Annotated in this window: 10 protein-coding genes and 1 riboswitch; all 10 genes read right to left on the bottom strand. The window is 63.4% G+C overall.

Annotation, left to right across the window (positions count from 1 at the left end):
* Positions 1 to 16: 16 nt before the first annotated feature.
* Positions 17 to 1018: a Ppx/GppA phosphatase family protein gene (locus CI603_RS03910; RefSeq protein ID WP_121913111.1), complete on the bottom strand. Its 1002-nt coding sequence runs from the start codon at positions 1016 to 1018 to the stop codon at positions 17 to 19.
* 10 nt (positions 1019 to 1028) lie between these two features.
* A complete protein-coding gene (locus CI603_RS03915) occupies positions 1029 to 1757 on the bottom strand; it encodes a DUF501 domain-containing protein (protein WP_183122235.1) in 729 nt (242 codons plus the stop codon).
* 51 nt (positions 1758 to 1808) lie between these two features.
* Positions 1809 to 2387: a septum formation initiator family protein gene (locus CI603_RS03920; RefSeq protein WP_395947966.1), complete on the bottom strand. Its 579-nt coding sequence runs from the start codon at positions 2385 to 2387 to the stop codon at positions 1809 to 1811.
* A gap of 101 nt (positions 2388 to 2488) precedes the next feature.
* Positions 2489 to 3784, bottom strand: a complete 1296-nt coding sequence (gene eno, locus CI603_RS03925) for a phosphopyruvate hydratase (RefSeq protein ID WP_121913113.1) — start codon at positions 3782 to 3784, stop codon at positions 2489 to 2491.
* 43 nt (positions 3785 to 3827) lie between these two features.
* Positions 3828 to 7451: a transcription-repair coupling factor gene (mfd, locus tag CI603_RS03930; protein ID WP_121913114.1), complete on the bottom strand. Its 3624-nt coding sequence runs from the start codon at positions 7449 to 7451 to the stop codon at positions 3828 to 3830.
* Positions 7441 to 8040: an aminoacyl-tRNA hydrolase gene (gene pth / locus CI603_RS03935; RefSeq protein ID WP_121913115.1), complete on the bottom strand. Its 600-nt coding sequence runs from the start codon at positions 8038 to 8040 to the stop codon at positions 7441 to 7443. Before pth ends, mfd begins: the two co-directional genes overlap by 11 nt.
* A 40-nt stretch (positions 8041 to 8080) precedes the next feature.
* Complete coding sequence (locus CI603_RS03940; RefSeq protein WP_121913116.1) at positions 8081 to 8611, bottom strand: GNAT family N-acetyltransferase; 531 nt, start codon at positions 8609 to 8611, stop codon at positions 8081 to 8083.
* Positions 8608 to 11814, bottom strand: a complete 3207-nt coding sequence (locus CI603_RS03945) for a UPF0182 family protein (RefSeq protein ID WP_121913117.1) — start codon at positions 11812 to 11814, stop codon at positions 8608 to 8610. Before CI603_RS03945 ends, CI603_RS03940 begins: the two co-directional genes overlap by 4 nt.
* A 9-nt stretch (positions 11815 to 11823) precedes the next feature.
* The gene (locus tag CI603_RS03950) at positions 11824 to 12984 is read right to left on the bottom strand and encodes a glycosyltransferase family 4 protein (RefSeq protein WP_121913118.1); all 1161 of its coding nucleotides are present in this window, start codon (positions 12982 to 12984) and stop codon (positions 11824 to 11826) included.
* On the bottom strand, positions 12981 to 13613 hold the full coding sequence (locus CI603_RS03955) for an NAD(P)H-dependent oxidoreductase (protein ID WP_121913119.1): 633 nt from the start codon (positions 13611 to 13613) through the stop codon (positions 12981 to 12983). Before CI603_RS03955 ends, CI603_RS03950 begins: the two co-directional genes overlap by 4 nt.
* A gap of 133 nt (positions 13614 to 13746) precedes the next feature.
* Positions 13747 to 13905, top strand: a riboswitch (M-box (ykoK) riboswitch).
* Positions 13906 to 13953: the final 48 nt, after the last annotated feature.

A 13953-nucleotide genomic window follows, 5' to 3' on the forward strand; every position in this document is an offset into this window, starting at 1 on the left:
ATAACGCCTTAGTATATCATTCGCGCAGGAGGGTCCGACCGTAGTCCAGGACCAGGCCGTCCAGGAGGCCATGCTCGCTGGCCACATAGGTTCCCGAAGCCAACGCACTCGGGCTGGCCTGGCCCAGACGCTCCAGCAGGCGGCTCCAGATCAGGGCGCCGCCGCCAATCACATCCACACGCCCAGGATGGATGGCCTTGAGCTCCCTACGCTCCTGCCGGCTCATGTTCAACACCCGGTCGTCAACCCGGCAGGCCGCATCAACCGAAATGGACTGACCATCGACGGCATGGCGGTTGTAGACCTCGCATCCCAGGGCCAAGGCGCTCATGGTGGTGACCGTGCCGGAGACTCCGATCACACTGCCTACTCCGGCTACAGGGACCTGGTCGAAGGCCCGGTCGATCCAGCCGTCAACATCCTCAAGCGCCTGGTCAATCTGCTCCTGGCTGGGAGGATCGTTCAGCAGATGGCGCTCAGTCATCCGCACGGAGCCGATGTTCATGGAGTAGGAGGCCCTGACATGGTCAACAGGCAAATCGCTCCCGTCCCCGCCCAGGACCAGCTCGGTGGAGCCGCCACCCAGGTCGACCACCAGGTATGGCGCAGGGGGCATGTCGGTGCCGCCTCGCTGCTCCAGCACGCTGACCGCTCCCAGAAAGCTCAGCGAGGCCTCCTGGGAGCCACTGATGACCTCGGGCGTGACCCCTAGGATGGATCGCACCCCCGCCTCGAATTTTTCTCGGTTGTCGGCATCCCTGGTGGCTGAGGTGGCCACAAAGCGCAGGCCACCTACCGGGTGCTCATGCAGCTGCTGGGCGAAGAGCCGACAGGCCTCAAAGGCGCGCTCCAGAGCTTGGTCTGAGAAGCGGTGATTGCGGTCCACGCCCTCCCCCAACCGGATAACGCGCATCAGCCTGGGAGCCACCGGATGGAGCCCCTGCCGGTCCACCTCGGCAATCAGCAGACGTATGGAGTTAGTGCCGCAATCCACACCCGCCACCGTTACCTGATCCATAAAACCCCCTTCATCGGTTCTCTTCTCGGTATGCCTCAGTCCAAGGCCGAGCGCACCTGCAGACCTGCGAATCGAATATTTGATGCACCAAACCAAGAGCACGGTCGCCCAAAGGATTAACCCCAGGGCCCATAACCAGAGACTGAGCGGTCAGAGCATGCAGGCACTTGACCCGCTTGGGCATGCCCCCCGCCGAGATTCCGGCGATGTGCCCCTCGTCGTCACCCAGCTGATGGGCCAAGGCAGACCGGAAGGCCAGGTAGAGCTCATGGGCCCTGCGATAAGCACTGGCCAGATCCGGATCGGAACCAAGTTCGGCATTCCAGTCGGTCATGAGACCGTTAGCTTCCAACCGGGAGACGGCCTTGACGGCCTCGGGGCTGGTCAGATAGCACGTGGTCGGAAAAGGCGTGCCGTCCTCCAGCTGCGGCCGGGTGACCACGGCCAGGGGGTTGCCGCAGACACAGCGAGCGCCCACGGCCACCATACCCCGCGGATAGCGACCCAGCTGGTGGTTCACGACATCTATCTGTTCCGGCGTGGCCGGAGTCGCCAGAAGCTCCTGGACCCGATCTTTGACCGCCGCCAGTTCCCGGTCGCCAATCAGGACAAAGGCCTCGACCTTATTCTGCCCAACCTCGGACTCGACCCTGACCTTGTCTACGACTTGAGATTCCTCTGCTGCCTGGGGCCTTCCCTGGGCCTTGTTCACGCTGTCCTCATCTTTCTGATTGTGCATTGCTGCAAAGTTCATGGCCTGTTGAAGCGTCGAAGTCCGAGCCTTCGAAGTTCACTGCGCTCCCCCGCCCCCAGATGGAGAGGAGCCATCAGAGCCACCCCGACTACTTGAACCAGACGGACTGGCAGAGCCGTTCGGACTGGCTCCATCGCCAGGATGCTGACCTGTGCTCCCCTTGCTTCTATCGGCAGTAGGGTCCTGATCGGCCTTGGCGAAGGAGTAAGCCATTTCCTGATACCAGGGCAGGGAGTTCTTCCTGGGGGCCCGGACCCCCTTGCTTCCAGCCTGGTCTTTGTCCTTGCTGCCCGTGACCGCCTCCGGGTGCAGGACCCGGATAGCCTCCTCGTCAGGGAAAATGAATCCCAGCCGATCCCGGGCCTGGGCGGTTACATAGGCCTTGTCATCCCAGCGCCGGATCTGGTTCTCCAGGTCACGCTTGTGTTCGACAAGCTGGGCCTGCTGATTGCGCAGGCCGTTGAGTTCGGAAAGATTAATGGCGTAGGCGTGGAAGGTGGAGACCAGTTGAATTAGCCCCAGAGCCACGATGATGACCGCCACAAAGAAGGTGATGGGTCCCGACGACCGCCTGTTTGTCCGCCGGTTGGCGCCGTCACGTTTGTTCTTGGCCATACCCATAAAAATACCCGCGGCAGCCGACGCGGACCGCCACGGGTGAAAGACTTCACGGTTGGTTCGAAACCTGCAAAGGATCCGGCCCGACCGACAAAGACTTACTTGGTGTACTTCTTGCAGGCCTTGAAGGCACTGTAGCCGGCATACTCGGCGGTGGAACCCAGCTCTTCCTCGATCTCCAGCAGCCGGTTGTACTTGGCGATGCGCTCGCCACGGGCCGGAGCACCGGTCTTAATCTGGCGGGTGTTCTTGGCCACGGCCAGGTCGGCGATTGTGGTGTCGGAGGTCTCACCGGAACGGTGGGAAACCATGGAGGTGAACCCGTTGGCAGTGGCCAGCTCGATGGCATCCAGGGTCTCGGTCACGGTGCCGATCTGGTTAAGCTTGACCAGCAGGGAGTTGGCGGCCTTCAGGTCGATGCCCTTCTGCAGCCTTTTGGGGTTGGTCACCAGCAGGTCGTCACCCACAAACTGCAAACGGTCGCCCATGGCGGCGGTAATCTTCTGCCAGGCGCCCCAGTCCTCCTCAGCGAAGGGATCCTCGATGGAGACCAGCGGGTACTTCTCGACCAGGCCCTGGTAGTAGTCCAGCATGTAGTCCGCGTCGCGGTCCTCGCCGTCGAAGTGGTACTTGTCGGTGTCCTTGTTGTAGAACTCCGAGGATGCCACGTCCAGGCAGAGGCCGATCTGCTTGCCAGGCTCGTAGCCGGCAGCCTGAATGGCGTCGACGATGTACTTCAAGGAGTCCTCGTTGGACTTCATCTTGGGGGCAAAGCCGCCCTCATCGCCCAGGCCGGTCTCGTGGCCGTCCTTCTTCAGGATGCTCTTGAGGGTGTGGTAGACCTCAACGCCGGCGCGCAGGGCCTCCCGGTAGGAGTCGAAGCCGTAGGGGGAGATCATGTACTCCTGGATGTCGGTGGCGAAGTCAGCGTGGGCGCCGCCGTTCATGATGTTCATGTTGGGCACGGGCAGGATGTGGCCGTTGGTGCCACCCAGGTAACGGTAGAGAGGCAGTTCGGCGGACTCGGCAGCCGCATAGAGCGCAGCCAGGGAGACACCCAGAATGGCGTTGGCGCCCAGCTTGCCCTTGTTGGGGGTGCCGTCCAGATCAATCATGGTCTCGTCCAGGGCGCGCTGATCGGTAGCGTCCATGCCGATGACGTTGGGAGCGATGGTCTCATTGACCGCCTTGACGGCGTCCAGCACACCCTTGCCCTGATAGCGCTTCTTGTCGCCATCCCTACGTTCCCAGGCCTCGGCCTCGCCGGTGGAAGCACCGGAGGGAACCAGACCACGCCCCTCGGCGCCGTCCTCAGTCTGCAGAACGACCTCGACGGTCGGGTTGCCACGGGAATCAAGAATTTCGCGCGCGAACACGCTTTCAATTGCTGCCACAACTGCTCCTTCAATAAGTTGTTGTGATGTCTCTTACAGGATACTAGTTTTGTTGGACGGGCGAGGGACCCGCTGGCGTGCCATCGTCGGAGGACTTGGGCAGCCCCCAGGCAAGGTCGTCCAGCAGGGTGTCCACCCAGGCGGTCATGGCCACCGAATCCATGGGTCCCGAACCAAGGGAGCCCGCGAAGGGCGCTGGGATCAGCAGGGTCTGCGTCACAGGACGGTACTGGCTGCCCTTGTAGATACGTGCGATCCTTGCCTGGAGGGAATCGGGCATAGTCACGGGCCTGATGCGCACCCTGGAGCCCTGGGAGGCGATCTCCGCAATGCCCAGGGAACGAGCCTTGGCCCGCAGCCTGGCAACTGCGAAGAGGGTGTCGAACTGGGCCGGCGGACGCCCATATCGGTCGGTCAGCTCCTCATGCAGGTCGCGCAGATCCTGCTCGTTGCGAGCCGAGGCCAGCTTGCGGTAGGCCTCCAGACGCAGCTTGTCCGAATCAATGTAGTCCACAGGGATGGAAGCTTCCAAGGGCAGGTCGATGCTGACAGTGACCGGCTCGGTCCGCCCAGGCTCCTTATACTCTTCCACCGCCTCGGAGACCATGCGCACGTAAAGGTCGAAGCCGACCCCTTCGATATGGCCGGACTGTTCGTCGCCCAACAGGTTGCCGGTGCCGCGCAGCTCCAGATCCTTCATAGCCACGTCGTAGCCGGACCCTAGGGCCGTGTTCTGAGCGATGGTGGCCAGCCTGTCGTGGGCGGTCTGGGTCATTGGCTTGCTGGGGTCGTAGAGGAAGTAGGCGTAGGCCCGCTCCCGGCCGCGTCCCACCCGGCCGCGCAGCTGGTGGAGCTGGGAGAGACCGAAGCGGTCGGCCCGGTCCACGATCAGCGTGTTGGCGTTGGGTATATCAAGGCCAGTCTCAACGATGGTGGTGCAGACCAGCACATCGATATCCCGGTGCCAAAAGTCCCGGATGACCCCGTCCAGCTGCTTCTCCCCCATCTTGCCGTGGGCCACGCCCACCTTGGCCTCGGGAACCAGCGTCTGCACCTTGGCCGAGACCTTGCCGATATCCTCCACCCGGTTATGGATGTAGAAGATCTGGCCCCCGCGCAGGAGCTCACGACGAATGGCCGCAGTCACCTGGGCATCCTCGTAGGCGCCCACATATGTCAGTACCGGCAGACGATCCTCGGGGGGCGTGGCCAGGGTGGACATCTCCCGGATGCCGGTCACCGCCATTTCCAGAGTGCGCGGAATGGGCGTGGCCGATAGGGACAGGACATCCACGTTGGTTCGCATGGCCTTGAGGGTCTCCTTGGCCTCCACGCCGAAACGCTGCTCCTCGTCCACGATCATCAGACCCAGATCCTTGAATCGGATGCGCGGGTTGAGCAGCTTATGGGTGCCGATGACCACGTCCACGGCCCCGCTGGCCAGGCCCTCCATGGTGGTCTGGTTCTCCTTTGCGGTCTGGAAGCGGCTCATGGCGGCCACATCCACCGGGAAGCCCTCGAAGCGCTCGGTGAAGGTCTGGTAGTGCTGCTGGACCAGCAGGGTCGTGGGCACCAGGACCACTACCTGCTTGCCGTCCTGGACCGCCTTGAAGGCGGCACGGATGGCTATCTCGGTCTTGCCGAAGCCCACATCCCCACAGATCAGGCGGTCCATGGGCACCGGCTTTTCCATATCGGCCTTGACATCGTCGATGGCGGTCAGCTGGTCGGGGGTCTCCTGGTATGGGAAGGCATCCTCCAACTCCTTCTGCCAGGGGGTGTCGGGACTGAAGGCGAAGCCCTTGGTGCGTTGCCGGGCCGAGTAGAGCTTGACCAGTCCCTGGGCGATCTTGTGAACGTGCTTGCGGGCCTTGGCCTTGGTGGCCGACCAGTCGGATCCGCCCAGCTTGTTGAGCCTGGGAATCTCGGCGCCGATGTAACGACTGACCTGGTCCAGCTGGTCGGCCGGCACGAAGAGCTTGTCTGGCGGGGCATTGCGCTTGGAGGGGGCGTACTCCAGGACCAGATATTCCCGGCTGCCCTTGCTGGGGCCCACGCCCACGCTGCGCTGGCGCATGCCTAGGAAGCGGCCAATGCCGTGCTGGTCGTGGACCACATAGTCACCGGGCTTGAGCTCGTCCAGGTCGATGGCCTTGCGCCGTCGGTTGGTGGTCTTGCTGCCAGCGGCCACGCTGGTACGCCCGGTCAGGTCCCGCTCGGTCAGCAGGGCCAGATGGGCGGACTGGTCCACGAAGCCGTCCACAGCCAGGGAGCGGTGGTACTCCAGCCCGGTGATCCCCGTGGTCTGCACGGCCCGACGCAGACGGCTCAGGGTCCCTTGGGCCGGAGCGGTCACCACAACCCGGTCGCCTCTTTCCAGCAGGGAGGCGATTCCCGAGGCGGCCCGATCCTCGTCACCGCGGTACTGGTCCGGTGCCAGGGCATCCAGCCGCTCGGCTCCCTCCCGGTCCGGATCCACCGACAGGTCGGTCAGCTTCCAGACCTCACCCTTGCGGTACTCCAGGGATGAGATGACCTCGTCGTAGTCCAGGAAACTGGCCCTGTCGAAGCTGATGGGCGCGCCCGAACCCTGTCCTGAGGCGGCCACATGCCAGCTGGCGGCCAGGAACTCGTTGGCGGTCTTGACCAGATCCTGCGCGGAGCGGGCCAGTAGCTGAGGTTCCGACAGTAAAATCAGAGCGCCCTCAGGCAGCATGGACCCTACCGGCACCAGATCGTCAACCAGGGCAGGCAGGAGGGATTCCATGCCCTCCACCGGAATTGCCTGGGCAATGGACTCCAGCATGTCGTCGGCGTTGGGGATGCTCCCTATCAGGGAGCGGGCGCGGGCGCGGACCTGGTCGGTCAGCTGCAGCTCGCGGCAGGGCGGCGCCCAGATCCGGTCCAGGTCGGGGCCGTAGGTGCGCTGATCGGAGGCGTGGAAGCTGCGGATGGTGTCCACCTCGTCGCCGAAGAACTCAATGCGCACCGGGTGGGCCATGGTGGGGACGAAGACATCCAGGATTCCGCCTCTGACGGCGAACTGTCCGCGCTCCATGACCAGGTCCACCCGGGTGTAGGCGTTGCGGACCAAGGCTTCGACTGCCTGGTCCAAAGGCAGGTCCTGGCCGCGTAGGAAGACCAGGGGCTCCACATCCTGCAGCCCCTTGACCACCGGCTGCAGCAGGGAGCGCACGGGCATGACCAGGATGCGGATGGGTCCGAAGTCAGGGTCGTCCTGAATCGGATGGGCCAGCCGCCTGAAGACGGCCATCCGGGATGCCACGGTGTCTGCCCGGGGCGAGAGCCGCTCGTGAGGCAGGGTCTCCCATGAGCGCAGCAGGGCTACATCGCCAGGGTCGCCCTCATACCAGGAACGGATGGCGCCGGCCATCTCCTCGGCATCACGCTCGGAGGGGACCACCAGGACCACCGGGGCACGTCCGGCTGCCGCAGCGGCCAGGGCTGGCCTGATCCCCTGGGGAGCCTGCACCATAAGAGAGGTGTCGGTGTCGGTAGCAGGCTCGGAGTCTCCTTGGACCAACCTTTTGAAGGCGGCATCCGCCTGCAGGTCGTCCAAAAGAGGACGCAGGGATCCATTCAGCGATTCCTGAGGCTCCGCCTTCTTGCCAGTCTCCTGCCCTGACTGGATATGCTCATCGACCATTGAACTGCTCCTGAGCCTGGCTGAGGCCCTTGGCGATTACGGTTTCTGCGGCATCCGCGCCGTCGGCCAGGAAATCGGGCAGGCGCTTGCGCTGATCGCCGACAAAGGTGCCCAGAACCCAGTCCACAGTGCGGCGATGGGCGTCCGGACCTCTCCGGGCATGCCCCACGCCCATGCGAACCCGAGCGTAGGCGTTGCTGCCCAGGGAACGGTCGATGGAACGGATGCCGTTGTGCCCGCCAGAGGAGCCGCCGGCTTTGACCTTGATCCGGCCGAACTCCAAGTCCATGTCGTCATGGATGACCACGACCCGGCCAACCGGTATGTGGTAGTAGGAGCAGATGGAGGCCAAGGCATCGCCGGAGTCATTCATGAAAGTCAACGGCTTTGCCAGGAAGAAGGGTATGCGGCGTCCGTCAAGATCCAGGGTGCCACGGCCCAGCTGGGCCAGACCCTTATGGTCGCGCAGGTTGACCGACCATCGTTCGGCCAGCAGATCGGCGCACATGAAGCCCATGTTGTGCCTGGTGCCCTTATACTCGTCACCCGGGTTGCCCAGTCCGGCTATCAGCCAGAAATCGGATGCCATGTAGGTGATACCTCCTGCTCTCAGACGGGACGGTGAGATTCTACACAGGCTCCCCGACCCCATTTCGCTCAAGGGACAGGCTCCAGTAGGAAACATCATGCAGCACGAACCGGTCACAAGCTGCCTGGGGCAGAAGGCCGAAGCGGCTGAAACCGAACCGGTGCAAGAGGGCTTTGGAGGCCGAATTGTCATCGAAGATGATGGCCACGGCCAGACGCATGCCCTCCCGCTGGGCGCGCTCCAGCAGGGAATGGACCATCAGGACACCCAGGCCACGGCCACGGCTGCCACGGTCCACGTAGTAGCTCAGCTCGCATGTCTCCTGGTAGCCGGGCCGATCGTAGTACGCCGACAGGGAACCGAAGGCCAGCACCCGGCCCTCCTGCTCCAGGACCAGGGCCGGATGGCCCTGGTCCGGATTGTGGTCCAGCCACCATTGCAGGCGCTGATCCAGGCTGACCGGGGCCGTATCTGCCGTGGAACCGCCATCCATGACCGCCTGGTTGTAGATGGCAGTGACCGCCTCCAGGTCTCCGCGACGGCAGAGCCGAATGCACGGGGTGGCGCTCACTTGTTACCGCCCTCCTGGTCGGAGGCCTCCTTGAGGGCTTCGCGCAGACGGTTCTGAGCCTCGCCGTAGGCGCTGAAGTCGCCCTTCTTCAGGGCGGCATCGCCGTCGCTCATGGCCTGGTTGGCCTTGTCCAAGGCCTGTTTCAAGGCCTGTCCTCCTGTGGTAGATGCCCCGCCGGACCCAGCGGTCTTACCTGGGGCCTTATCGGATTGCTCGCTCTGGTCAGCATTGGAATTGGTGCGTCCAGTATTGTCGGCATCGCCTGCCGATGCGCCCGAGTTGCCCTGGAAGGTCTTGTCAAGAGCCGCATCCAAGGTCGCTGAGGAAGAAACCTTGTCTCCGAAGGCCACCAAAACCCGCTTGAGCAGGGGGAAGCTGGTGGCACCGCTGGACTGGACGTATACCGGCTGGATGTAGATCAGTCCGCCGCCAATTGGCAGAGTCAGCAGGTTGCCGCGTTTGACCTTGGTGGATCCGGATTGGAGCAGGTTGAGCTCGGTCGAGACCGCAGCATCCGAGTTGAAGTTGTTTTGGGCCTGCCCCGGGCCGGGAACATTGGAATTCTTGGGCAGCTCCATCAGCCGGATGGTCCCGTAGTCCGGCCCTATCACCCCCTTGGTCGACCCGGCGTCGGAATCCACAGACAGGAACCCGGTCAGAATCTCCCTGGTGGAGGTGCCGGCGGGGATGAAGGTGGAAGTCAGCGAGAAGGCGGGCTTGTCAGTCCCCGGGGTCTGCAGGGTCAGATAGTAGGGAGGCTGCTTGATTCCCGCCTTCTGCTCCTTGCTGGTGCCGGTCGGATCCACGGGGGTCTGCCAGAAGTCCTCGCCGGAGAAGAACTGGCTGGCCGAGTTGACGTGGTACTGGGACAGGAGCTGGCGCTGCACCTTGAACAGGCTCTCCGGGTAACGCATGTGGCTCATCAGGTCACCGGAGATTGACGAAAGCGGCTTGAACTGGCCGGGGAAGACCTTCTGCCATGCCTTGAGCACCGGATCCTTGGCATCCCAGGCATACAGATCCACCGAGCCGTCGTAGGCATCGACCGTAGCCTTGACGGAGTTGCGGATGTAGTTGGCCTTCTGAGAGCCCAGGCCCTTGACGGCCTCAGAGCTCAAGGTGGTCGTGTCCTGGGTGATGGGCCCCAGGTCTACCTTCTGTGAGTAGGGGTAGGCGTCAGAGGTGGTGTAGCCGTCGACGATCCACTTGACCCGGCCATCCACCACAGCCGGGTAGACGCGCCCGTCCAGGGTCAGATAGGGGGCGATCTGGGCCACGCGCTCCTTGGGCGAGCGGTTGTAGAGAATCTGCGAGTCGGGGGTGACGCGGTCCGAGAAGAGTATCTGATCGGATCCAAAACGGATGGCGTAAAGTACTCGGGCCAGGAAGTTGCCCACCGAGGGGCCGCCGTTGCCCTTGAAGGTGTTGGTGGCTCCCTTAGAACCGGTAGGATAGTCGAACTCCCAGCCTGACGAGCCCTGGGGCGCGCCGACGATGGAGTACTCGGGCGCGTTGGGCGAGAAGTAGATTCGCGGCTCGTAGTGCTGGCTGTCGGTCAGCTTGCCCTTGGTTGGGATGTCCTGCTCAAAGAATTCGGGCTGCCCGTCCGGGGTGACCTTGTTACCGTAGGCGGCCACGATGCCGTAGCCGTGGGTGAAGACCGTGTGGTCGTTGACCCAGTTGCGGTTGTCGTTGCCCTCCAGGTCCAGCTCGCGAGCGCCGATGACCGTATCCTGGCTGACTCCGTCGATGTCGTACTTGTCGACGGCCAGGGTGTCCTCGAAGGTGTAGTACTGCTTGGACTGCTGCAGCTGACGGAAGGTGGGAGAAACCACCTGGGGATCCAGCAAGCGAATCTGTGCCGTGGTCTCCGCATCCCGGGAGAGGGCGCCTGACTGGACCTCGGTGGTGGCGTCATAGGCCTCGGTCTTAAGCTTGTCCAGCCCATAGGCCTTGGTGGTGGCGGCAATGTTGCGCTGAATGTAGGCGGATTCCATCTCCTGAGCGTTGGGGTTGACCCGGAAGCGCTGGACCAGTGCCGGCCAGAAAACGGTCAGCAGCAGGGACAGAACGATGGTGACGGCTACAGCCAGAGCGGGAATCCTCCACTGCTTGACAGCCGAACCCAGGGATCCTGCATGGACACGGCCGGGTTCCAGGGTGGGCGACCTCAGAATCCAGACGGCCAAAATTATGCCCAGCAGAGCTATGACCACGGCCATAATCAGGGTCACTGGGATGGCCGCTTTGACCGAGGTGTAAGAGGCGCCGGTGATCCGATCGCCCTCCTCGGTCAGCCTGCCGAAGACACCCAGGGCCGTATCGCCGGCCCAGACCAGCATGAACAGGATCAACCAGACGGCCACCTGCCTGCGGGCGGAACGGGTCATCTCCAGAATGCCCCGGCCGTGCACGGGCATGGTCAAGCGAATGCCACCCATGAGGAAGTTGGTGACCAAGCTGAAGACCGTGGCCGCCAGCAGCATCATCAGCAGGGAGGAGACCAACAGCTGCAGGCCAGGCAGGATGAAGACATAGAAGCCGTTGTCCAGGCCGAATTGGGGATCGCGCACCCCGAAGGACTGGGCGTTGAAGAGCAGGAGCACCTGCTTCCAGTCGGCGTTGAACTGGAAGCCGAAGAATACGCCAACAACCAGGGAGACCACCACGGCCACCTTCAGCGCCGTGCGTGAAGAGACTCCCTTGCCTACCTCAATCAGATCGCCCTTGACCCTGATGGTGGACCCGTCAGGCGAATCGGGACGGCTGCGGATGGCCAGGATGGCCGAAAGCAGGGTCACCGCGGCCAGCAACAGTGCATAAGCCAGCCATAGGCCCACCTTGATGCCCAGCTGGGTCCAGACTATCTGCGCCGCCCCCAGCTGGGAGAACCACATGACATCGGTGATGAAGCGGCTCAGCGCGAACAGTAGCAGGAAGACGACCAGCACGACTGCCACAACCACTGCCAGAATCCGCGAGCCCCGGGAAGGCCCTTCATCGCCCTTTCTTCGGGAAGTCAGCCGAGGGTCACCCGGACTGGAGAAGCGGAAGCGGGGCGTGCCGCCGCCCCCCTGGCCGGGACCCTCACCATCGGTTTGCACGTGCAGGATGACCGGGTCGTCTTCATTGCGACGCCGGCCTGGACCGCCTGGACCGCCCTCAGGGTCGAACATGGCACCGAAGAAATCAAAGAATGACATGTACCTACCCTACATGAGACGGCGGTCTTGAATGGCTTGCTGGTAGACCTCCTCCACCTGATCGGCCACCACGGTCACGTCGTAGCGGTCCAGGAGCGCAACTTGGTCATGGCGCACGTTCCGCCTCCATGAGGGGTCCCCTAAGGCCTGGGCAATTCGCCGGGCCAGCAGTTCGGGGGTGTTGGGTGAGTCGACGGGGACCAGAGCCCGCTCATCGCCCATCAGGGTGGACCGGTAACCAGGATTGTCACCGGCCAGCACAGGAGCAGTGCCCGAGGCGATGGCCTCCATCAGGACGATGCCGAAGGACTCGCCTCCGGTGGAGGGAAAAACGGTCAGGTCGGAGGAGGCCAGGAGGGCAGGTTTGTCCTTCTCGTCCACAAAGCCGGGGAAGGCCACCGGGGTGCGCAGGGCGGCGGCCTTTCGACGGCAATCCTCCAGAAGTGGACCCTTGCCGGCCATAGTCACATGCAGGCCTTCAGGCAGGATGCCGGCCCGCTCCCCCGTCTGGAGGGCTGAAAGCAGGATCCCCGCCCCCTTGCGGGCCACGAACCGTCCCAGAAAGACCAGATGCGGTCCCTGGCCGTGCAGGCGCGCCACCTCCTGGTCGCCGGCCTGACGAGCCTGGCGCAGCGCAGCCACGTCCACAGGGTTTGCCACCACCCTGCTGGACACACCGGCAGTCTGCCGGGCATAACTGGCCGCCACAGGCGAGACTGCGATGACCCTGTCGATGCGCCTATGGGTCCTTCGGTTGATCATTCCCAACAGCCGACCGCCCAGCAACTGCAGGTTTCCTGCGGGGGCAATGTGGTAGGTGGCCACCAGGGCCGTTGCCGGATCTGCGGCACGGATAACCCGTCCGGCCAGGAAGGGACTGTACGGAGCCTGAATGTGCAACAGGTCGAAGTGCCCGGCCTCCAGGACCCGGCGGATGGGCGCCTTGGGCGCTGGCAGCGGTATGCGCATCCTGTTGCCGTTGAAGGAGACCATGACGTTGCGGGACAGGGAGTGGACTCCGTCAACCGGCGGATGGGCGGTCTGCCCGACCAGATACTGGACCCTGTGACCCCGCTTGCCCAGCTCCCGTCCCAGGGTCAGAATGTGCTGCTGGACCCCGTCGAACACATCCAGGGTGTCATCGAAGACGAACCCGATGCTGAGCGTCACTGAGCGTCCTGGTCCGCTCCGGGCGCGGTCCCTGCGGCTAGCTGACGACCCTTCAAGGCCAGGGCCACCAGGTGCCGGTCAGCGGCCTCCCGCGCCTGCTGCTCGTCGTTGCCCGAGTCCAGATTGTCCACATAGATGGTCTCCACCTGCGCGACCTGGCAGTACTTGAGGAAGGTCTGCCTGCGCAGCTGATTGTCCAGCGCCTCACCGATACCGCTGGAATGGTACCATTCCTTTTCCCCGCCGGTCAGCATGACCAGCTCCACCCGACGTCCGGCCAAGGCACCTGGGGTGCCGTCAGCGTGGTAAGCGAAGCCCCGGCAGATGACCCGGTCAATGAAGCCCTTCATGATGGCCGGCATGCTGTACCAGTAGACGGGAAAGACCAGGGCAAGCACGTCCGCATCCTTGATCCGCTCCTGCATGGCCTGAACATCCTCGGGCATAGGTCCCTGGCCCAGGTAATGGGTCCTGTCCTCCATGCCGAAGACGGGATTGAACCCCTCGGCGCAAAGGTCGATCAACTCGGTGCGAGCCCCACCCTCGGCCGCCCCGTCCAGCAGGGCATTGCCCGCCGCATCGGTCAGACTCTTGGGTTCGGGGTTGGCCGTGACTGCCACGATCTTCATAGGGATTCGCTCCTTACATTCCATTTCGCGTCTGCACTGACTGTGTGCAGACCCTTGTCATTGTCAGTCCTGGCAAGGACGGCAACGCTGGTTTGGCAAATGCTTGACACTGCTCTTGGGCCCATCTATGTTATTTGGTGGTCGGTAGGTGAAGCTACCGCATGGACAAGGCATGCTGCCGCAAAGTGGTGGAGACACCCCGCGCAGGTCAACAGTCCCCGTCGTGTCAAGGCAGGGACTAATGCAGGGCCAAACACCATGCGAAGCCGAAGCTTGAACGATGACAATGGTCGGCTCATGGCCGATCGCAACGCCGTCTTCGAGGCTGCCGACAGGGATG

The sequence above is a fragment of the Bifidobacterium sp. wkB338 genome (assembly GCF_003688325.1).
Lineage (GTDB): Bacteria > Actinomycetota > Actinomycetes > Actinomycetales > Bifidobacteriaceae > Bombiscardovia > Bombiscardovia polysaccharolytica.

Bases quoted from the DNA above. Each gene is read 5' to 3' on its own strand.
- CI603_RS03910 (WP_121913111.1), bottom strand. From the start codon at position 1,018: ATGGATCAGGTAACGGTGGCGGGTGTGGATTGCGGCACTAACTCCATA.
- CI603_RS03915 (WP_183122235.1), bottom strand. From the start codon at position 1,757: ATGCACAATCAGAAAGATGAGGACAGCGTGAACAAGGCCCAGGGAAGG.
- CI603_RS03920 (WP_395947966.1), bottom strand. From the start codon at position 2,387: ATGGCCAAGAACAAACGTGACGGCGCCAACCGGCGGACAAACAGGCGG.
- mfd (WP_121913114.1), bottom strand. From the start codon at position 7,451: ATGGTCGATGAGCATATCCAGTCAGGGCAGGAGACTGGCAAGAAGGCG.
- pth (WP_121913115.1), bottom strand. From the start codon at position 8,040: ATGGCATCCGATTTCTGGCTGATAGCCGGACTGGGCAACCCGGGTGAC.
- CI603_RS03945 (WP_121913117.1), bottom strand. From the start codon at position 11,814: ATGTCATTCTTTGATTTCTTCGGTGCCATGTTCGACCCTGAGGGCGGT.
- CI603_RS03955 (WP_121913119.1), bottom strand. From the start codon at position 13,613: ATGAAGATCGTGGCAGTCACGGCCAACCCCGAACCCAAGAGTCTGACC.